Genomic DNA, 19,811 nt, shown 5'->3' on the forward strand with positions numbered 1-19,811 from the left:
GTGAGAAACAAGGACGAGACCGGTGGCCGGCGCAGCAAGTCGCCGGCCGGGAACCGGTCCCTGCTGTTCGCCGGCCTCGGCGCGGCCCTCGCCGCGGTGCTCTCTCTCGGGCTGCTGAGCGCGGCCACGGGTTCCACGACGGCCTCGCAGCAGGCCGCGGGCGCGGCTCAGGCGCCCGCTGCCGCCGCTGCCGACATGGCCGACATGAAGGCCGCCACCCCCGACTACCAGGTCGACATCACGGGTTACAAGTTCGGCGACGGCAAGCAGCTCGTCGTCGAGGCCGGCCAGACCGTCCGGTGGACCAACCACGACAGCGCCCCGCACACGGTGACCACGACCAAGGCCCCGGTGGCCTTCGACTCGGGGACGCTGCAGAAGGGCGACTCGTGGTCGTACACCTTCACCAAGGTGGGCACCTACGAGTACTACTGCGCGGTGCACCCGGACATGGTGTCGTCCGTGAAGGTGGTGGCGGCCTCCGGCGGCGGCACGACGCCCGCGCCGACGCCGACCGCGACGACACCCACGGCAACCCCGACGACGGCCCCCACGGCCACGCCGACGGCCGGCCCCACGTCGACCCCGACCGGCATGCCGATGCCGACGGCCACTCCGACGGCCACGCCCACCAGCGGTGACGGCTCCGGTTCCGGCGAGCAGTGCACCAGCATCCGCAACGAGCTCCTGCCGATCCTCCAGCACCTCTACTCGGCGCACCTGGAGGAGTCCCCCGGTCAGCAGGTGCAGGACGCGCTGGCGCTGGACTCGTACATCAAGATGCACACGGTGTGGATCGAGAGCATCCTCAAGCCGGCCGTCAACGACGGCGGCACGGTGCTCGACAGCACGCTCAGCGTGCTGCTGGCCCACATCAACTCCGCGCACCTGGAGGAGTCGCTCGGACAGCAGGTCACCGATCTGCTGAACCCGGACGCCTACGTGAAGATGCACACCGTCTGGGCCGAGCACCTGCTCACGCCCACCACGGACTTCCTCACCACCAGCTGCTGACGGACTGGGTGGACGCCGTTCCGGCCGGGGCTCAGCCGGCCGGAACGGCGTCCACGGCCATTCTCCACACCCTCACCACATTTCGGGAACCGCTTTCCAAGGAGTTCGGGATGACAACCGTCACCCTGCCCACCGTTCCTCCGCCACCGCGACGCCTCACCGTGGCTCCCGGCCGCTCCCTCGCCGAACTCACCGCCTGGTACGGGCCTTTGCCGGTACGGCGTCGGCGGGTGCCCCTCGCCGAAGCGTCCCTGGAGACGTCCCCGGACGTCGGACACCGCGCGTTCCGCTTCGAGTTCGACGACGGCGAGCTGCGGGCCGTCCTCACCTCCGAGCGGGTCGAGGACCTGCCCGGCGACCGCCTCCAGCTCACCGCCGACCTCGTCCTCGACGACGTCGCCTTTCCCGTCCTCCTGCGGATGCGCGTGGTCGACCGCGCCGAGGACCGGCTCCTCGTCGTGGGCACGGCCAAGCTGCCCTACCGGCTGCTGCGCCGGGCCACCGGATTCCGGCTGCCGTGGCGACTGCCGGCCACCCGCCTCAGGCTGCTCGTCGCGGCGGACTTCGCATGAGGGGGCTGCTGCGGGCCGCGGCGGTGCTCGCCCTCCTCACCGCGTGGCTGCTGCCGTCCGGACAGGCGTCGGCGGCGAGCTACTCCGTGGCCATGAAGGGGTACGCCTTCTCGCCGGCGTCCTTGAGCGTGCCCGCCGGATCCACGGTGACCTGGACCAACTACGACACGGCCCCGCACGACGTGAAGACCACCTCCGGTCCGCTCTCGATCCACTCCCCCATGCTGAACAAGGGCCAGAGCTGGAGCTTCACGTTCACCACGGCCGGTACCTACGGCTACGTCTGCACGGTCCATCCGGACATGACGGCGGGGATCACAGTCCGGGCGGCACCGGCGCCGGCTCCCGCGCCCGCTCCGGCAAAGACCTCGGCGGCACCGGGAGAGCACGCGCACCCGGCACCGGCCCGGACCCCGTCACGTACGGCACGTTCGATGCCGGCGATGACGATGCCGTCCCCCTCGCCGACACCGGCGGCGCCCGAGGCGGCCGTACCGCGGACGACGACGCTACCGGCGCCGGCGCAGCCGCCCGCGGCCCAGGCGACGGTTACCACGGCCCGCCCACTGGACCCCTTGCTGGTCCTGGTCGGCCTGGTGGCCGGAGTGGCGGTCCTGTGCCTCCTGCTGGTCGGTTCGAGGACGTCCCGCGCGCAGCGGGAGGAGCCCTGACGACGGGGACTCACCCCCTGGCCCGGTACCGCCGCATCTTCGCCCGGGCCCCGCACACCTGCATGGAGCACCAGCGCCCCCGCCCCGCCGGACTCCGGTCGTAGTAGGCCCAGTGACAGTCCGCGGCCTCGCAGGCCTTCAGGCGGATCCAGGTCCCCGCGACCAGCGACTCGGCGACGGCGGCGGCGACGCGGGAGAGGAGGGGCCGGGCGTCGGCGGGGGCGAGGGCCGCCGAGCCGTCGGCCGCGGCGACCGTGAGGAGCAGGGGTGCCGCCGCCAGCAACTCGCCCAGCGGCGTCACCGGGCGGTGCGGCGGGTGTCCCGCGTGGGCCAGCAGGGCGACCCGCAGCGACTCCCGCAGCTCGCGTGCCCCCGCCACCTCACCCTCGTCGATCCCGAACCGCGCACGCCCCTCCGCCGTGTCCAGCGAATCGGCGCCCGACTCCAGGCCCACCGTGTTGACCAGGGACTCGACCAGGGCCAGCCCCCCGGGCGCGGGCGATCGCTCACTCATGGCTGCACGCTACCTAGCTAGGGAATTCCCTTGCGACGTTACCTCCGATACGGGAGCATGCGGTAACCGTTACTGGTTACCCGCTTCTACAGGTAACCGCGCTTCAAGGAGGAAGCCATGGCCATCGCCGAACTCGGTGCCGTCGTACTGGACTGTCCGGACCCCCGCGCGCTCGCCGGTTTCTACGCCGGTGTGCTCGGCGGCACCGTCGAGGGCGAGGGCGACTGGGTGGATCTCAAGATCCCCGACGGACCCTCGCTGGCCTTCCAGACCGCCCCCGGTTTCGTACCGCCGAAGTGGCCCGCCCCCGACGCCTCGCAGCAGTTCCACCTCGACCTGACCGTCCAGGACCTGGACGCGGCCGAGAAGGAGGTGCTGGCGCTCGGAGCGAAGCCGCTGGACGCCGAGGACCGCTCCCGCACCTTCCGTGTGTACGCCGACCCGGCGGGGCACCCGTTCTGCCTCTGCGCCTGCTGAACCGCCGTCGAACCAGGAGGACCCCTCGTGACTGTCGCACGTTTCCGTTCCGTCGTGATCGACTGCCCCGATCCCCGCGCGCTCGCCCGTTTCTACGCCGGGATCGTGGGCGGCACCCCGGAGGACGACGACCCCGACTGGGTGGTCCTGCGCGTCCCCGCCGGCCCGCGGCTGGCCTTCCAGAGCGCACCGGGGCTCACCCCGCCAGAGTGGCCGCGGGCGGACCGCAACTCCCAGCAGTTCCACCTGGACTTCGACGGCGGGACCACATGGGAGGAGATCGACGCGGCCGAGGCCAAGGTGCTGGAGCTGGGCGCGCGGCTGCTGCACGCCGAGGACAAGGAGGACTTCAGGGTGTACGCGGATCCGGCGGGCCATCCCTTCTGCCTGTGCCGGATCGACCCGGTGTAGCGCAGCCGGTCAGGTGGCCCGCCGGTCAGGCAGCGCCGCCGGTCATCCGTCGAGGTCGGCGATCTTCGCCGTGGACGGCTCCCGCCGCTGCTGCGCCGCCCGCGCCGTGAAGTCGGACTCGCGCAGCAGCCGCTGGACGTTGCCCCAGGTCAGCAGCGCGACGCCGGTCTCGTCCCAGCCGCGGCGCAGCAGCTCTGCGACGAGGTGGGGGTAGCAGGAGGCGTCGCCGAGCTCCTGCGGGTGGGCGGAGCCGACGTCGTAGGTGCCGGACAGGCCCACGCACTCGGCGCCCGCGACCGCGCGCACATGGTCGAGGTGGTCGGCGACGTCCCGGACCGTCGGGCCGGTCTGCTCGGCGGTCAGCGGCACCATGCACAGGCCCTTGGCGGCGCCCAGCTCGGCGAGCAGGTCGTCGGGGAGGTTGGCCGGGTGGGGGCGCAGGGCGCGGGCGGCGGAGCGGCTGAAGAGCACCGGAGCCTTGGACACCGCCAGGGTCCGCCGGGCGGTGGCCTCGGAGGCGCCGGAGAGGTCGGCGAGGACTCCGAGCCGGTTCATCTCGCGCAGCACCTCCTCACCGAACCGGGTGAGCCCCGCCTTGCTCGCCCAGGACACCCCCGTCAGGGTGAGGGCGCGCAGGCCGAGGGCGTGCAGGGAGCGCAGGATGCCGAGCGAGTCGCCGAGGGCGGCCGCGCCGGCGGGGCCGAGCAGGACGGCGGCCCGGCCGCAGTTGCGGGCGTCGGTGGTCTGTCCCGCGGTGCGGGCCAGACGCAGGCCCTCGGGATGGTTGCGCACGACCGTCTTCACCAGGTCGAGCTGTTCCAGGGTGGCGCCGACGGCACGGTCCCCGTCGAGCCCCCCGGGCAGGTGCAGCGACCACATCAGGGCACCCACGTGCCCCTCCCTGAGCCTCGGTACATCCGTGTCCACGGCGCTCTCCCCGACCTCCAGGTCGTACCAGGGCAGGTGCCTCAGGGCCCAGGGCAGCCCGCTGTAGCCGTCGGCGACGGGGTGCGCGGCGAGGATGGCACGGGCACGCTCCAGAGGCTCGGCGTCCGGTTCGGAGCCGGTGGTGGACGGCTCCGGCGCGGCCTCGAAGAGCTGGGGCAGCTCTCCCACCTCGGCCGCGGGATGCAGTTCGTCCTGGAGATCTGCCATGACGGGCTCCGTACGTCGTGATCTTCCTGATCGCCGTACGGTCACCGTCCCACGGAGCGCGGGGTGCTTCCTGGTGGGCGGGGCGTTCGGGGGTACGGCGTTCAGGTGCCGCCTGCCGCCCCGGCCACCAGGTCGAAGGTGCCCCGGCGCTCAGCCGTCGAGCTGGGTGAGGGTCGCGTTGGACGGCCCCCGCGTCGCCCTGAGCTCTCGCGCCACGTCCTCCGCCGCGCCCAGCACCCGGACCGCGTTCTGCCAGGTGAGCTTGGCGAGGTCGGTGCGGGACCAGCCTCGGTCGAGGAGCTCGGCGATGAGGTTCGGGTAGCCGGAGACGTCGCTGAGGCCGTCCGGGGTGAACGCCGTGCCGTCGTAGTCGCCGCCGATGCCGAGGTGGTCCACGCCGGCCACCTCGCGCATGTGGTCCAGGTGGTCGGCGACCGTCGCGACCGTGGCGACCGGGCGCGGGGTGCGCTCCTCGAAGGCGCGGTGCACCTTCATCGCCTCGGGGGTGGTCGCGAGGTGGTGGAAGCCGTGCTCGCGCATGTTCTCGTCGGCCGCGGCCGTCCAGTCGACGGCGGCCTGGAGGACGAACTTCGGGACGAAGGTCACCATGGCCATGCCGCCGTTGGACGGGAGGCGTTCCAGCACGTCGTCCGGGATGTTGCGCGGGTGGTCGCACACCGCCCGCGCGGAGGAGTGCGAGAAGATCACCGGCGCCTCGCTCGCGTCCAGCGCGTCCCGCATGGTCGTCGCCGCCACGTGCGAGAGGTCCACGAGCATGCCCTCGCGGTTCATCTCCCGGACCACCGCGCGGCCGAAGGCGGACAGGCCACCGACGCCGGGTTCGTCGGTCGCCGAGTCCGCCCAGTCGACGTTGTCGTTGTGGGTGAGGGTCATGTAACGCACACCGAGCGCGTACAACGCGCGTAGCGTCGCGAGGGAGTTGGCGATGGAGTGGCCGCCCTCGGCCCCCATGAGGGAGGCGATACGGCCTTCCGCGCGCGCCGCCTCCATGTCCGCGGCGGTGAGCGCGGCCCGCAGCTGCGAGGGGTACCGCGCGATCAACTGGCGTACGCAGTCGATCTGTTCCAGCGTCGCCGGCACCGCGTCGGGCAGGTCCGAGCGGACGTACACCGACCAGTACTGCGCGCCGACCCCGCCGGCCCTGAGCCGTGCCAGGTCGGTGTGGAGGTGGGCCGACTGGTCGGTGGCGATGTCGCGGGCGTCGAGGTCGTAGCGGACCTGTTCGCGCAGCGCCCACGGCAGGTCGTTGTGGCCGTCGACGACCGGGAACTCGCGCAGGAGTTCCCGGGCCGTCTCCAGCGGCCCCACGGCGGTCACTTGCCGAAGCCGAAGCCGTTGGAGCCCTCGACCTTGGACCTCAGGCGCTTGCCCTTCTCGGTGGCCTGGTCGTTCAGCTCCTGCTGGAACTCCCGCATCCGACCGAGGAGTTCCTCGTCGTGCGCGGCGAGGATGCGGGCCGCGAGCAGTCCGGCGTTGCGGGCGCCGCCGACGGAGACGGTCGCGACGGGGACGCCGGCCGGCATCTGCACGATGGACAGGAGGCTGTCCATGCCGTCCAGGTACTTCAGCGGGACCGGCACGCCGATCACCGGAAGGGGGGTGACGGAGGCCAGCATGCCGGGGAGGTGGGCCGCGCCACCCGCCCCCGCGATGATCGCCTTCAGACCGCGCTCGGCCGCCTGCTCGCCGTACGCGATCATCTCGCGCGGCATGCGGTGCGCGGAGACGACGTCGACCTCGTACGCGATCTCGAACTCGTCGAGGGCCTGGGCGGCGGCCTCCATGACCGGCCAGTCGGAGTCCGAACCCATGACGATGCCTACAACGGGGCTCATTCGGTGATCGTGCCTCTCAGGTAGCCGGCAGCGTGACGTGCGCGTTCGAGAACGTCGTCCAGGTCGTCGCCGTAGGTGTTGACGTGGCCCACCTTGCGGCCGGGCTTCACGTCCTTGCCGTACATGTGGATCTTCAGCTTGGGGTCGCGGGCCATGCAGTGCAGGTACGCGGAGTACATGTCGGGGAAGTCGCCGCCGAGGACGTTGACCATGACGGTCCACTTCGCGCGGGGGCGCGGGTCGCCGAGCGGGAGGTCGAGGACGGCCCGGACGTGGTTGGCGAACTGCGAGGTGATCGCGCCGTCCATCGACCAGTGGCCCGAGTTGTGCGGGCGCATCGCGAGCTCGTTGACGAGGATGCGCCCGTCGCGGGTCTGGAACAGCTCGACGGCGAGGTGGCCGACGACGCCCAGTTCCTTGGCGATGTTGAGCGCCATCTCCTCGGCCCTGAGCGCGAGGGCCTGGTCCAGGTCGGGCGCGGGGGCGATCACGGTGTCGCAGACGCCGTTCACCTGCTGGGACTCGACGACCGGGTAGGCGACGGCCTGCCCGTGCGGCGACCGTACGACGTTGGCGGCGAGCTCGCGGACGTAGTCGACCTTCTCCTCGGCGAGGACGGGCACACCGGCCCGGAAGGGGTCCGCGGCCTCCTCGACGGAGTCCACGACCCACACGCCCTTGCCGTCGTAACCGCCGCGCACGGTCTTGAGTACGACGGGGAAGCCGTCGCCCTCCTCCGCGAAGGCCGCCACGTCCTGCGGATCGCTGACGATCCGGTGCCGTGGGCACGGGACGCCGATCGCGTCGAGCCGCGCGCGCATCACGCCCTTGTCCTGGGCGTGCACGAGCGCGTCGGGGCCGGGGCGCACGGGGATGCCGTCCGCCTCCAGGGCCCTGAGGTGCTCGGTGGGTACGTGTTCGTGATCGAAGGTGATCACATCGCACCCGCGCGCGAACTCACGCAGCGTGTCGAGGTCGCGATAGTCGCCGATGACGACGTCGCTCACCACCTGCGCCGCGGAATCCTGAGGGGTGTCACTGAGGAGCTTGAACCTGATGCCGAGCGGGATGCCTGCTTCGTGTGTCATACGCGCGAGCTGGCCCCCGCCGACCATGCCGACTACCGGGAACGTCACGGCACCAGGGTATCGGTCGCGCCACGGCGGCCGGATCCCGCGCCTCTTACCGGCCCTCTTACCAGCTTGTTTCCCTGTGTGTGAGTTCATCCACAGGCAGCGGGCAAGGGGGGTGGTTAGCATGGCTGCGTTGACGAAATCACTCGACTGACCGACCCGACTGGGGGACTGTACAACCATGGGACATGGTTCCTCAGGGCTGCGAAGGATCGTTCGCGAAGTCGCCAAGTTCGGTGCGGTGGGCGGAGCGGGGCTCCTGGTCAACCTCGTCGTCTTCAACGTCGTCCGGCATCTCACCGACCTGCCGGTGGTCCGGGCGAGCGTCGTCGCCACGGTCGTGTCGATCGTCTTCAACTACATAGGGTTCCGTTACTTCACGTACCGCGACCGCGACAAGAGCGGCCGCACGAAGGAACTGACCCTGTTCCTGCTGTTCAGCGTGGTCGGCCTGGTCATCGAGAACGGCATCCTGTACGCCGCGACCTACGGCTTCGGCTGGGACAGCCCGCTGCAGAGCAACGTCTTCAAGTTCGTCGGCATCGGCATCGCCACCCTCTTCCGCTTCTGGTCCTACCGCAGCTGGGTCTTCAAGACCCTCCCGGCCCGCGAGGCCGTGGCGAGCGCGGAGTCCTTCCTGGAGGAGGCCGAGCAGGCGACCCCGGCCCCCAAGCCCCCGAAGCAGCGGGTTCTCTGAACACCACGGACCACGCAAGCACCCAGGGGCGCGGGGAACTGCGCGCCCAGCCCCCACCGGCCCGCGGACGCCAATCAACCCTCCCCGTTCAGCCCGCGCGGCTCACCGCACCATCGGCTCGTCGTCGTCCAGCACCGCCGTCTTCAGCGGGGTGCGGGACAGGAACAGGCCGAAGACCGGGGGCTGGGCCTGGAGCATCTCCAGACGGCCGCCGTCGGCCTCCGCCAGGTCCCGGGCGACCGCGAGGCCGATGCCCGTGGAGTTGCGGCCGCTGATCGTGCGCTCGAAGATCCGGGCGCCGAGGTCGGCGGGGACGCCGGGGCCCTCGTCGGTGACCTCGATGACGGCCTGGTTGCCGGTGACACGGGTGCGCAGCGCCACCGTGCCGCCGCCGTGCATGAGGGAGTTCTCGATCAGCGCGGCGAGGACCTGGGCCACCGCGCCCGGCGTGCCGACGGCCGTGAGGTGGCGTTTGCCGGAGCTCACGATCGCCCGGCCCGCACTGCGGTACGCGGGCCGCCACTCCGCCAGCTGCTGCTGGATGACCTCGTCGAGGTCGAAGGTGACGGCGTTGCCGGCCCGGGGGTCACGGGAGTTCGTCAGCAGCCGCTCGACCACGTCCGTCAGCCGCTCCACCTGGGTCAGCGCGACGTTCGCCTCCTCCTTGACCGTGTCCGGGTCGTCGGTGAGGGTGATCTCCTCCAGGCGCATGGACAGGGCGGTCAGCGGGGTCCGCAGCTGGTGGGAGGCGTCGGCGGCCAGGCGCCGTTCCGCCGTCAGCATGCGGGCGATGCGCTCGGCCGAGGAGTCCAGCACATCGGCGACCCGGTCCAGCTCGGGGACGCCGTAGCGCTTGTGCCGGGGCCGCGGGTCGCCCGAGCCGAGACGTTCCGCGGTCTCGGCGAGGTCGGTCAGCGGTGAGGCCAGCTTGTTGGCCTGGCGGATCGCCAGCAGCACCGCGGCGATCACGGCGAGCAGCGCCACCAGGCCGATGATCAGGAGGGTACGGCCGACCTCCCGGGTCACCGAGGAGCGCGGCTCCTCCACGGTGACCGTCTCGCCCTCCTCGCCCCTCTCGGTGGAGCTGATGACCTCACCGGAGGGCTTGGCGCCGACTTCGATCGGGTCCTTCCCGGGGATGCGGATCACGGCGTACCGTTCCTGCGCGACCTGGTCGCGCAGGATCTCCGCGGTCACGTCCTCCGCGGCGAACAGCCGGCTGTCCACGATCCCGGCCAGCCGGATCGCCTCGGAGTCGACCCGCTCCTGGGCACTGTTGCTGATGGTGCGGGTCTCGACGATGACGAGGGAGACGCCGAAGACGGCGATCACCACGAGCACCACGGCGAGCGTGGACTGGATCAGTCGACGGCGCATGTCCTCTTACCTGCCAGGCGGATACCCCGATGGGTACCCGGGGTTCAGCTCTTCTCGAAGCGGAAGCCCACGCCTCGTACCGTCGCGATGTACCGCGGGTTGGCCGCGTCGTCGCCGAGCTTCTTGCGGAGCCAGGAGATGTGCATGTCGAGGGTCTTGGTCGACGACCACCACGTGGTGTCCCAGACCTCGCGCATCAGTTGGTCCCGGGTCACCACCCGGCCGGCGTCCCGCACCAGGACCCGCAGCAGGTCGAACTCCTTGGCGGTGAGCTGGAGTTCCTCGTCGCCCATCCACGCCCGGTGCGACTCGACGTCGATCCGCACCCCGTGGGTGGCGGGCGGCTGCGCGGGCTCGGCCGCCCCGCGCCGCAGCAGGGCCCGGACCCGGGCGAGCAGTTCGGCGAGCCGGAAGGGCTTGGTGACGTAGTCGTCGGCGCCCGCGTCGAGACCGACGACGGTGTCCACCTCGTCGGCACGGGCGGTCAGGATGAGGATCGGTACGGCGTGGCCTTCGGCGCGCAGTCGGCGGGCCACCTCGAGGCCGTCCATGCCGGGCAGACCCAGGTCGAGGACGACCAGGTCGATGCCGCCCTGCATTCCGGCGTCGAGTGCGGTGGGGCCGTCCTCACGCACCTCGACCTCGTACCCTTCCCGGCGCAGGGCGCGGGCCAGCGGCTCCGAAATGGACGCATCGTCCTCGGCGAGCAGTACACGGGTCATGAGCTGATGGTAGACCGCTCCTGACAGATGCTGGGGTGTGATCACAACCCAGTGGTTCTTACCTTTCACGGACTCGGTGTGAACCTGTGACTGTGCGGTGCCAATCCTGTAAGGACCTTAGAAACCGGGTGTACGGTTCCTCGGTCACCTGTGATTCACCTCTCAAGTCCTTCCATTTCCGTCAGTATCCTGTCGTATGGTGAATCAATGCCTGTCGCATCGTGGGGACCTTTGGCGCGCATCCGTCGCTGAAGGTCTCTTTTGTGTGCGGTAATCCCCACCAGCAAGGAACGACCATGGCGTCCAGCCTGACGAAGGCCTCGGTGACTCCGGGCACCCCCGGTTCCGACAAGACCTTCTTCGGCCACCCCCGCGGACTGGCCACACTCTTCATGACCGAGATGTGGGAGAGGTTCTCCTACTACGGCATGAGGGCTCTGCTCCCGCTGTACCTCGTCGCCCCGGGCGGCCTGCACCTCAGCGCCTCGACCGCGACCGCGATCTACTCCGTGTACGTGTCGCTGGTGTACCTGCTCGCGATGCCGGGCGGCTGGTTCGGCGACCGCGTGTGGGGCCCCCGCAAGACCGTCGCCGTCGCCGGTGCGGTGATCATGCTCGGTCACCTCACGCTGGCGCTGCCCTCCTCGGGCACGTTCTACGCCGGCCTCGGCCTGGTCGCGATCGGTTCCGGTCTGCTGAAGGCCAACATCTCCACGATGGTCGGCCACCTCTACGACGGCCTGGAGGACGCCCGCCGCGACGGCGGCTTCACCGTCTTCTACATGGGCATCAACCTCGGCGCCTTCGCCGCGCCGCTGGTCATCGGCACCATCGGCGAGAACGTCGGCTGGCACCTGGGCTTCGCTCTCGCCGCGGTCGGCATGGCCCTGGGTCTCGCCCAGTTCCTGATCGGCAGCCGCCACCTGGCCGACCGCTCCAGCGTCGTCCCGACGCCGCTGTCCGCCGCGGAGAAGGCGTCCACCCTGCGCAAGGCCGCGATCTGGGCCGCAATCGCCGTCGTCTTCTACGCGATCGTCGGCTTCTCCGGCCACTACACGCTGAACTGGATCCTGGTCCCGCTGACCCTGCTCGGCGTGATCATTCCGGTGATGGTCCTGGCCAACATCAAGCGCGACAAGGACCTGGACCGCACCGAGCAGAAGTCGATGTCCGCGTACATCTGGTTCTTCGTGGCCGCGGCCGTGTTCTGGATGATCTACGACCAGGGCGGCTCGACCCTGTCGATCTTCGCCGAGTCCTCCGCCGAGAACAGCGTCTTCGGCTGGACGTTCCCGGTCTCCTGGTACCAGTCGGTCAACCCCGTCATCATCATGGCGCTGGCCCCGGTCTTCGCCTGGTTCTGGCTGGCGCTGAACCGGCGCGGCAAGGAGCCGAGCACGGCCGTGAAGTTCGCCTCCGGCCTGGTACTCGTCGGTGCGTCCTTCTTCCTGTTCCTCGCGCCGCTGGCCATCGCGGACGGTGGCCACAAGGCCGCCGCGCTGTGGCTGGTCGCGATCTACTTCGTGCAGACCGTGGGTGAACTGCTGCTGTCCCCGGTGGGTCTGTCGGTGACCACGAAGATGGCTCCCGCGAAGTACGCCTCGCAGATGATGGGCGTCTGGTTCCTCGCCGTGACCGCGGGCGACGCCACCACCGGGTTGCTGTCCATCGCCGGGGTCGACCTCAACAAGACGGGCGTGGTGGCTCTGGAGGCCACGCTCGCCGTGCTCGCCGGTGTCGCGGTCTGGATGTACCGCAACCGGGTCAAGGAGCTCATGGGCAGCGTGCGCTGAAGCCGCGGGGCGTCGGGATCCTGGTGCATCGCGACGCCCCGTCGGCCTCCGTACCGTGCTCGGTCCGCGCGCCCCTCAGAGCCTCCTGCGCCCGGGCATGAACGTGAAGATCGCGCCGCCCAGCAGCAGTGCCGTCCCTGCCACCAGACCCAGCGCCTTCAACGCCGCATGGTCGTCCGCGCCGGTGGCGGCCAGGCCGCCGCTCGTCGACCCGCCCGACGACGTACCGCCGGAGGACGACGAGCCACCCGACGCGCCGCCCTCCTGCTCCTCGGTGGTCAGCGTCAGGGAGACCGCCGTGCTGTCCGGCTTGCAGGTGGTCGTCGTGCCCAGGGCCTTGATCGTCAGAACACCCGGCGACAGCGTCGACTCCCCGGTCGCGCCCGGCTTGTACGTGCCCGTCATGTCCGGGATCTCTATCGGGTCGCCCGACTTGATGGCCTCGGAGTTGGTGGGGCCCTCGACGTGGACCGAGCCCTTGTCGGCACCGCTCAGGACCACGTCCATGGAGGGCTTGACCGAGTCCGCGGGGATGTCGGCGGGGCTGTCCATGGGTGAGTTCTTGAACTGCACGGTCAGGCCGTAACTGCCGCCGCTCTTCTTGGCGTTGATCTGGATCGTGGAGGTGGCCTTCTTCTCACCGAGGGGCGACTGGCAGGTGTAGGGGATGTCGACGGCCTTGCCGGTGAAGTCGGTCTGGCCGCCGTCGGAGGAGGACGGGGAGGTGCTCGGGGTCGCCGTGGCCGAGTCGGTCGGGGTCGGGGTCGACGTGGGGGTGGCGGTGTCCGTCGGATCCGGGGTCGGGGTCGGTGTCGGTGTACCGCCCCCCGCGGCCACATCGATCGTGCCCGCCGCCGGCACCGTCTCCGTCGGCGTGCACACCGTGTTCGTCCCCATCGCGTTCACCGTGTAGGCGCCCGGCGTCAGCGTGACGGTGCCGGCGGCCGTGAGCTTCAGCGTGCCCTTCATGTCGGACAGCACCATGTCGCCGCCCTTGGGGATGGCCGGGTTCTCGCGCGGGCCGGTCATCGCGATGTCGGCGCTCTGCGCGCCGGAGGCCTTCAACGTGCCGGTCGGCTGGACCGAATTCGCGGGCAGGTCGATGATGTTCGGGTTCTTGGAAGCGGCCTGGGTGAACTTCCACACCACGTCGATCTCGTCCCCGACCTTCGCGTCGGCGGGCGCCGTGATCTCGACCTTGGTGGTGCCGTTGACGGGGTCGAGCCCGACGCCCGCGGGCGGCACGCACCGGGTCGCGAACGACACCTCGGCGGCCTGGGCGGGTCCGGCGGCGAGGCCGAGCACCACGCCCGCCCCGGCCAGCACCAGCGCCGCACCGGCCGCGCCCGCTCTTCTCGGCCCGCCGGCCGGTGTGACTCTCCTTCGCTTGCTCACGTGGAACCCTCTCTGGTGGGAGTCGTGGGACTCGTCGGGCTGTCGTCGTGCGGTGCGGAGAGCCGGCCACCGGCCGCGCCCGGATCGGCGTCCGGGGCGAACCACGGCAGGGTGGACGTCGGGGTGGCCGCGTGTGCGGCCGTGGAGGGCCTGAACCCCGGCAGGCGCAGGGCGAGTTCGGGCAGTCGCAGGCCGCGGTGCCGCAGGCCTCCGGCGGGCCGGGGCCGTACCCGGTCCACCACCGCCATGCCGATGCGGAACAGTGCCGCCGGCACGACCAGGCAGACCAGGACCCAGAACAGGGTCACGCCCCAGGGCCGGCCCACGTCCCAGGGCTGCTCGGCCAGCACCTTGCCGCCGTACTTCAGCGAGACGGTGTACTCGCCGTGCGCGCCGCCCGTGAGTTCGACGGGCAGTTCTATCCGCGCCTTCCCGCCCGGCCGGATCGTGCCGCGCCACTGCTGTTCCTCCCACTGCGGGGCGAACACGCCATGCGCGGTGCCGACTTGGAAGACGGGGTTCTTGACGTCGGAGGTGCCGACGTTTCCGACGGTGAACACGAGGGTGCGGGCGGGGGGCGCCCCGAACCAGGTCAGCAGGGAGCCGGAGCCGTCGAGCCGGGTGTCGGTGAGGACGGACAGCCGCCCGCCGTCGCGCTGCGCGGGCAGCGGCTCCACGGCGTGCCCGGCCACCTGGAAGATCGCGTCGGCCTCGGCCTTCGCCCCGGTCACCGTGGCCACGTGCACCACGCAGGGACAGGGCACCGGTGGCTCGGCGACGGGCAGCATCTTGCTGAAGCGCCCTTCGGCGTCCGTGGTGACGGCCCGGCCGTCCGCGTTGGCGCAGGAGTTGGTGCCGCCCGGTACCCCGCGCGACGGCACCGCCTGTCCGCAGACCAGGATCATCAGCAGCGCCCGCGCACGCCATCCGCTGCCGCTCACGGTGATCGAACCGCCCGTCCCCGCCTGGGACGTGGACAGCTTCACACTCGGCCTGTCCGCGGCGGCCGCCGTCCCCGCCAGGGGCACGAGCAGCAGCGCGAGCACCGCCGGCATCGCCGCCCACCGCACCTTGCCGCTCGGGCTCACGTCGTCGCTCCCGTCAACTCTGCTTCCGTACACGGGGATCGGGCGGGGTCCGCAGGGGGACCGGGTCGTACGACGCCTTGGCCGCCGTACGGCGAAGCAACCGCCCCCGGCCGCCGCGCCGTTGGGGCGTGACCGGCACGCCTCGGCTGTCGTACGAGCGCGGAACCGGGCCGTTCAGTGGCGCGCGCGGGCCGCCTGGTTGCGCCGGGTCAGCCACAGCGTGCCCGCGGCGCCGGCGAGCAGCACCGTGCCGCCGAGCGTGCCGAGGGCGATCGCCGAGTCCTCGGGGCCGGTCTGCGGGAGCGCGGCGCCGGAGCCGCTGTCGCTTCGGGTGCCGCCGCCGGAGGAGCCCGAGGCGGCGGCGTCGAGGGTCAGTGCGGCGCCGGGGCTGTTGGTCGGCGTGCAGGTGGTGGTCGTACCGAGCGCCCTGATGGTGAGGACGCCCGGGGTGAAGGTGACCTTGCCGGACTTCTTCGGGGTGTACGTCCCGGTCAGGTCGTTGATCTTGATGGGGGTGTTGGCGGGGACGGTCGCCTGGTTGGCGGGGCCCGTGACGTTCATCGTCCCGCTGTCCGCGCCGCCCAGCCTGATGGTGGCACTCGGGTTCATCGCGCCCTTGCCGAGATCGACCGGGCTGGAGGAGACGCCCTTCTGCCAGGACATGGTGATCCTGTAGCCGCCGCCGCTCTTGACGCCCGTGATGTCGATGGGCGAGACGGCGCTCTTGTCACCGATGGGCGTCTTGCACTGGTAGTTGACGTTCACGACCTCGGCAAGGGCAGCGGGGGCGGCCATCAGCACCGCCGAGCCGGCCAGAGCCGCGACGGACGCGAGCGCGGCGGTTCGTTTCGGGTACGACACGGTTCCGCTCCCCTTACTCGTTCCTGACGGCACATCAGATCGGCCGTCAAGGTACGCCGGGGCACCAGAGGAAGGAAGAGAAAGTAAGTGTCGGAACTGTGGGGACGACGGCAGAAGAGCGCCGGAGGGCGGCTAGGCGGGTGCTCCGAGCTCCGCCCACACGGTCTTGCCGGACACCCCGGGAGCCCGTACGACCCCCCAGTCCAGGGAGAGCCGCTGCACGATGAACATGCCGTGCCCGCCGGGCCGGCCCGCTTGGTGCGGAGTGCGTGGCGCGGGCTGTCCGGTGCCCCGGTCCGAGACCTCGACCCGGATCACCTTGTTGTCGCTGGAGATCCACATCTGGTCCGGGCCCTCCGCATGGAGACACGCGTTCGTCACCAGCTCGGAGACGACGAGGAGCACGTCCTCCGTCACGGCCCGCCGGTCCGCGGACGCCGCCGGCAGCCACCCCCACGCCTGCAACGCCTGCCGGGTGAAGTCGCGCGCGAGCGGGACGACCCCACTCTCCCCCTCGAAGCTCAGCCGGCGGACCTGCCGTCCCGTCGGCACCCCTGCCTCGCCGCCAGGCTCCACGCCGGGCTCCGGGTCACGGTCGCCCGGCGAGTAGGGCCGGGTGGTGCTCATCAGCGCTTCACCTCACCGATTCACCGGTTCACGATTCACAAGGTCACTGCATGGTCGCTCACCGAACAGTCGTTACGGATGTCTCCTGCCCGAGCGGACCGGTAGAACACCCCTCCATTCGGGACGTATGTCCGCCACGAGAGGTGTGACACCCGGTGGACACCGGCAGGACGAGACGAACGGGACACGAGCGGGGCCCCCGGGGCCGCCACCCGACCGCCGCCTCAGTCGCCGGACTCGCCGGCCAGGGCCTCCTCCAGCGTGTCGTGCACGGTGAAGACCGCGTCGGCCCCCGTGATCTCGAAGACCCGTGCCACGACGGGCAGCATGCCCGCAAGATGTACGCCACCCCCCGCCGCCTCGGCTTTCAGCCGTGCCCCCAGCAGCACATTCAGTCCGGTGGAGTCACAGAACTCCAGCCGTGTGCAGTCGACGACAAGCCGGCTCTTCCCCTTGGCGAGGCACTCCTCGAGTGGCTCACGCAACAAATCGGCCGTGTGGTGATCCAACTCACCTGCTGGAGTCACGACGGCACTGGAGCCCTCTTGCCGCACCTCAACCAGAAGCCGGCCAGACTGTGCGCTGCCGACCGTCCCGCGGTCCATGCCGTCTCTCTCTCCCGACGTCGTGGCTGCTGATGACGCCCTCGAACACTACGCCTTCTCCACACCCTCCGACACCCGAACAATCATTCACAAACGGACATAACCGCACAGAACACACTTGCGGTCCTGTCGGGAAACCGGGTAGGGCTAGTAGAGACACGAACTCGACACGGCCGGCTTTGGAGGCGCCGCACACCGCAGTGCACGAACTGGCTTCGGCAGCCTTATGCCGAGAACGATGGAGGACATCATGTCACCCCGGCTCGACGCCTCGCATACCCCTCAGGCGACGTCGACATCCCCCCCGGAACATCTGAATCCCATCGAGCAGGGCAGCGAAGGCGATGTGCTCGCCGGGCTTCCGGACATTCCGCCCTTCGAAGAGGTGGGGGCCGTGGACGCGCGAGCCCTCTCCAAGACCCTCTTCGCGCGGCTGGAGTCGCTGGAGGAGGGCACGCACGAGTATTCGTACGTCCGCAACACGCTCGTCGAACTGAACCTCGCTCTGGTCAAGTTCGCCGCCTCCCGTTTCCGCTCCCGCAGTGAGCCGATGGAGGACATCATCCAGGTCGGCACCATCGGCCTGATCAAGGCGATCGACCGCTTCGAACTCAGCCGGGGTGTGGAGTTCCCCACCTTCGCGATGCCAACCATCGTGGGTGAGATCAAGCGTTTCTTCCGCGACACGTCCTGGTCGGTGCGGGTGCCGCGCCGCCTCCAGGAACTCCGGCTCGACCTGGCCAAGGCCGGCGACGAGCTGGCCCAGAAGCTCGACCGCGCCCCCACCGTGGGCGAGCTCGCCGAACGCCTCGGGTTGTCGAAGGAGGAGGTCGTCGAGGGCATGGCGGCGTCCAACGCGTACACCGCCTCCTCACTGGACGCCCAGCCCGAGGAGGACGACTCCGAGGGCGCGCTGGCCGACCGGATCGGTTACGAGGACCACGGGCTCGAGGGCATCGAGTACGTCGAGTCCCTGAAGCCGCTCATCGCCGAACTCCCCTCCCGGGACCGCCAGATCCTCTCGCTGCGCTTCGTCGCGGGCATGACCCAGTCGGAGATCGGCGAGGAGCTCGGCATCTCGCAGATGCATGTCTCGCGACTGCTGTCGCGCACCCTGGTGCGACTGCGGAAGGGCCTGACCGTCGAGGAGTGACGCGTCGGCACTGCTGACCTGCGCGTGTGCCCGGTGTCCGGTGGGACACCGGGCACCGTGCGTCCGCGGCACCTCTTGAGCACCCGGCTTGATTACCCGGCGAAACCCTTTCCCCAAGGGTTGGCTTCCCCCACTATGGTCCCTCACAGACTGGCCGGTACGTCAGGAGGAGGGTGCGCATGACTCGCCCCGACGGGGCGTCCGACGCCCGGCTCACGGAGCTGCTGCGCGCCGACACGGCCACGGCGTACGCGGCCCTGCTGGAGCTCCGCGCCCGCCACCAGCCCTCGGTCCTCGCCTACGCCCGGCTCTGCACGGCCGGGGAGTCCGCCGCCCGGCAACTGGCCGCGCAGACCTTCACCCTCGCCGCCCGGGACACGGCCCGCGGGATCGACCCCGGCGTGCCGTGGCGCCACCGGCTCCTGCTGCTGACGGCCCGGTCGGCGGCGGAGTGGGCCGGGGACGACCGGGCGGCGGGCGTGGACCCGAGCGTCCTGCTGCTCCTGAACACGGCGGGGCCCGGTGGTCCGGTGCCGCCCATGCTCGCCGCCTTCGAGTCCCTGCCGGCCCGCGCCCAGGGCCTCGTCTGGTACGGCCTGGTGGAAAGCGAGCCGGAGTACCGCACCGCCGACCACCTGGGCCTCACCCGCGAGGACGTGGTCCACGGCACGGAGGGCGCCCTGCACGCCCTGGCCCGGACGTCGCTCCGGTACCGCCTCGCTGCCTCGGACGACCCCCGGTGCGCGGACTTCCGCCGCCTCATCGAGGAGTCCGTACGACCCGACAGCCCCCGCCCCAGCACCGACCTGCACACCCACATGGCCCGCTGCCCGCACTGCACGGCGGCCCACGAGGAGCTGTGCGCGTTGCGGGACACTCCGCGGGCGGCACTGGCGGAGGGGCTGCTGCCATGGGGCGGGACGGCGTACGCGGGGCGGAGCCCGGCCGAGCCGGAGACCCGGCCACGGGCGGGATCCCGTACCCCGTCCGGCACCTGGCCGCGCCCGCGGCGGCTCGTCCTGGCCTCGGCGGCCCTGGGGGTGGCCGTGGTGCCGCTGCTGCTGTTCCTGGTGTCAGGGGAGGACGGCCCTCCGGCGGACGCGTCGGCCTCGGCCTCGGCCTCCGTGAGCGGGGCGCTGCCGGCCCCACCGCGGGTGACGGTGACGACCACGGTCTCGCCCTCGCCCTCCCCTTCCGCGTCCGCCACGAGCAGGTCGCCCTCGCCCTCGCCCTCCCCGACGAGGAGTTCGGCGCCGCCCCGGAAGACGCCTCCCCCCTTCCGCCCGCCGAGCGACGCCTACGCCCAGGTGGTCAACGTCTCCACAGCCCGCTGCCTGGACGTCTCCGGCGACTTCGCCGAGGGCACGGACGTGGTCACCGCCCCCTGCACCCCGGCCGCCTCCCAGCGCTGGCGCGTCGACACCGGCCGCGGTGTCCTCCAGTCGTACGCCGACCCCGACTTCTGCCTGGACAGCCGCGGCGACGTGGACAAGGGCCTCGGCATCTGGCCCTGCGACTCGGTCGAGGGCCGCAACGGCGACAACCTGCGCTTCACGGTCGACCCCGACGGAGTGATCCGCCCGGCGATCGCCATCGCGACGGGGGTGACACCGGGAGGCGGGGACGGGGTCTCGCTGGAGCCGCTGACGGGGGGTGCGGGGCAGCGGTGGCGGGCGGGGGCGTCGTAGTC

The 19,811-nt window shown here is 71.2% G+C and carries 21 protein-coding genes; 9 read left to right on the forward strand and 12 right to left on the reverse strand.

All coding sequences use genetic code 11. The annotated features are described in order from the left end of the window. The 3 genes from ABZT02_RS15350 to ABZT02_RS15360 all read left to right on the forward strand — a co-directional run bounded on the left by ABZT02_RS15350 (position 1) and on the right by ABZT02_RS15360 (position 2,257). Positions 1 to 1,014 (forward strand): plastocyanin/azurin family copper-binding protein, encoded by a 1,014-nt coding sequence (locus tag ABZT02_RS15350; RefSeq protein ID WP_356018089.1) that lies wholly within the window; start codon positions 1 to 3, stop codon positions 1,012 to 1,014. Between the two features lie 110 nt (positions 1,015 to 1,124). Further along, on the forward strand, positions 1,125 to 1,586 hold the full coding sequence (locus ABZT02_RS15355; RefSeq protein ID WP_356018091.1) for a hypothetical protein: 462 nt from the start codon (positions 1,125 to 1,127) through the stop codon (positions 1,584 to 1,586). After that, positions 1,583 to 2,257 (forward strand): cupredoxin family copper-binding protein, encoded by a 675-nt coding sequence (locus ABZT02_RS15360; protein WP_356018094.1) that lies wholly within the window; start codon positions 1,583 to 1,585, stop codon positions 2,255 to 2,257. The genes ABZT02_RS15355 and ABZT02_RS15360 overlap by 4 nt, the downstream gene beginning before the upstream one ends. A gap of 10 nt (positions 2,258 to 2,267) precedes the next feature. Here the strand turns inward: ABZT02_RS15360 and ABZT02_RS15365 are convergent, their stop codons facing one another. Continuing rightward, on the reverse strand, positions 2,268 to 2,771 hold the full coding sequence (locus ABZT02_RS15365) for a CGNR zinc finger domain-containing protein (protein ID WP_356018096.1): 504 nt from the start codon (positions 2,769 to 2,771) through the stop codon (positions 2,268 to 2,270). A gap of 117 nt (positions 2,772 to 2,888) precedes the next feature. Here ABZT02_RS15365 and ABZT02_RS15370 point away from each other — a divergent pair, with 117 nt between their 5' ends. Both ABZT02_RS15370 and ABZT02_RS15375 read left to right on the forward strand, forming a co-directional pair. Then, positions 2,889 to 3,248, forward strand: a complete 360-nt coding sequence (locus tag ABZT02_RS15370; RefSeq protein ID WP_356018098.1) for a VOC family protein — start codon at positions 2,889 to 2,891, stop codon at positions 3,246 to 3,248. Positions 3,249 to 3,275: 27 nt separating this feature from the next. Further along, entirely contained in the window at positions 3,276 to 3,659 is a 384-nt protein-coding gene (locus ABZT02_RS15375) for a VOC family protein (protein ID WP_031044079.1), read from the forward strand. 42 nt (positions 3,660 to 3,701) lie between these two features. Here ABZT02_RS15375 and ABZT02_RS15380 read toward each other — a convergent pair whose 3' ends face one another. The 4 genes from ABZT02_RS15380 to ABZT02_RS15395 all read right to left on the reverse strand — a co-directional run bounded on the left by ABZT02_RS15380 (position 3,702) and on the right by ABZT02_RS15395 (position 7,806). Continuing rightward, positions 3,702 to 4,814, reverse strand: a complete 1,113-nt coding sequence (locus ABZT02_RS15380; RefSeq protein WP_356018100.1) for a dipeptidase — start codon at positions 4,812 to 4,814, stop codon at positions 3,702 to 3,704. A gap of 150 nt (positions 4,815 to 4,964) precedes the next feature. After that, positions 4,965 to 6,152 carry a dipeptidase gene (locus ABZT02_RS15385; protein WP_356018102.1) on the reverse strand — a complete coding sequence of 396 codons (1,188 nt, stop codon included), beginning with the start codon at positions 6,150 to 6,152 and terminating at the stop codon, positions 4,965 to 4,967. Then, the gene (purE, locus tag ABZT02_RS15390) at positions 6,149 to 6,646 is read right to left on the reverse strand and encodes a 5-(carboxyamino)imidazole ribonucleotide mutase (protein ID WP_356018629.1); all 498 of its coding nucleotides are present in this window, start codon (positions 6,644 to 6,646) and stop codon (positions 6,149 to 6,151) included. The genes ABZT02_RS15385 and purE overlap by 4 nt, the downstream gene beginning before the upstream one ends. 20 nt (positions 6,647 to 6,666) lie before the next feature. After that, on the reverse strand, positions 6,667 to 7,806 hold the full coding sequence (locus tag ABZT02_RS15395; RefSeq protein ID WP_356018104.1) for a 5-(carboxyamino)imidazole ribonucleotide synthase: 1,140 nt from the start codon (positions 7,804 to 7,806) through the stop codon (positions 6,667 to 6,669). Positions 7,807 to 7,984: 178 nt separating this feature from the next. On the opposite strand from ABZT02_RS15395, the gene ABZT02_RS15400 reads away from it, so the two are divergent. Beyond that, positions 7,985 to 8,500: a GtrA family protein gene (locus ABZT02_RS15400; protein WP_356018106.1), complete on the forward strand. Its 516-nt coding sequence runs from the start codon at positions 7,985 to 7,987 to the stop codon at positions 8,498 to 8,500. A 102-nt stretch (positions 8,501 to 8,602) separates the two neighbouring features. On the opposite strand, the gene ABZT02_RS15405 is transcribed toward ABZT02_RS15400, so the two are convergent. Continuing rightward, positions 8,603 to 9,877: an ATP-binding protein gene (locus ABZT02_RS15405; protein WP_356018108.1), complete on the reverse strand. Its 1,275-nt coding sequence runs from the start codon at positions 9,875 to 9,877 to the stop codon at positions 8,603 to 8,605. A gap of 44 nt (positions 9,878 to 9,921) precedes the next feature. Beyond that, positions 9,922 to 10,599 (reverse strand): response regulator transcription factor, encoded by a 678-nt coding sequence (locus tag ABZT02_RS15410; RefSeq protein WP_007382513.1) that lies wholly within the window; start codon positions 10,597 to 10,599, stop codon positions 9,922 to 9,924. Positions 10,600 to 10,895: 296 nt separating this feature from the next. Here ABZT02_RS15410 and ABZT02_RS15415 point away from each other — a divergent pair, with 296 nt between their 5' ends. Then, entirely contained in the window at positions 10,896 to 12,392 is a 1,497-nt protein-coding gene (locus ABZT02_RS15415; RefSeq protein WP_356018110.1) for an oligopeptide:H+ symporter, read from the forward strand. 75 nt (positions 12,393 to 12,467) lie between these two features. Here the strand turns inward: ABZT02_RS15415 and ABZT02_RS15420 are convergent, their stop codons facing one another. The 5 genes from ABZT02_RS15420 to ABZT02_RS15440 form a co-directional block, all read right to left on the reverse strand. Beyond that, complete coding sequence (locus tag ABZT02_RS15420; RefSeq protein WP_356018630.1) at positions 12,468 to 13,718, reverse strand: hypothetical protein; 1,251 nt, start codon at positions 13,716 to 13,718, stop codon at positions 12,468 to 12,470. Between the two features lie 65 nt (positions 13,719 to 13,783). After that, on the reverse strand, positions 13,784 to 14,842 hold the full coding sequence (locus ABZT02_RS15425) for a hypothetical protein (protein WP_356018631.1): 1,059 nt from the start codon (positions 14,840 to 14,842) through the stop codon (positions 13,784 to 13,786). Positions 14,843 to 15,049: 207 nt separating this feature from the next. Next, on the reverse strand, positions 15,050 to 15,736 hold the full coding sequence (locus ABZT02_RS15430) for an LPXTG cell wall anchor domain-containing protein (protein WP_356018113.1): 687 nt from the start codon (positions 15,734 to 15,736) through the stop codon (positions 15,050 to 15,052). 132 nt (positions 15,737 to 15,868) lie between these two features. After that, positions 15,869 to 16,363, reverse strand: coding sequence for an ATP-binding protein (locus ABZT02_RS15435; RefSeq protein ID WP_356018115.1), 495 nt, complete (start codon positions 16,361 to 16,363; stop codon positions 15,869 to 15,871). A 224-nt stretch (positions 16,364 to 16,587) separates the two neighbouring features. Beyond that, a complete protein-coding gene (locus ABZT02_RS15440) occupies positions 16,588 to 16,968 on the reverse strand; it encodes an STAS domain-containing protein (protein WP_356018118.1) in 381 nt (126 codons plus the stop codon). 238 nt (positions 16,969 to 17,206) lie between these two features. Here ABZT02_RS15440 and ABZT02_RS15445 point away from each other — a divergent pair, with 238 nt between their 5' ends. Together ABZT02_RS15445 and ABZT02_RS15450 are read left to right on the forward strand one after the other, a co-directional pair. Then, the gene (locus ABZT02_RS15445) at positions 17,207 to 18,121 is read left to right on the forward strand and encodes an RNA polymerase sigma factor SigF (RefSeq protein WP_356018119.1); all 915 of its coding nucleotides are present in this window, start codon (positions 17,207 to 17,209) and stop codon (positions 18,119 to 18,121) included. Between the two features lie 179 nt (positions 18,122 to 18,300). After that, a complete protein-coding gene (locus ABZT02_RS15450; RefSeq protein WP_356018121.1) occupies positions 18,301 to 19,809 on the forward strand; it encodes an RICIN domain-containing protein in 1,509 nt (502 codons plus the stop codon). Positions 19,810 to 19,811 lie beyond the last annotated feature (2 nt).

This window comes from Streptomyces sp. NPDC005402, assembly GCF_040606575.1.
GTDB lineage: Bacteria > Actinomycetota > Actinomycetes > Streptomycetales > Streptomycetaceae > Streptomyces.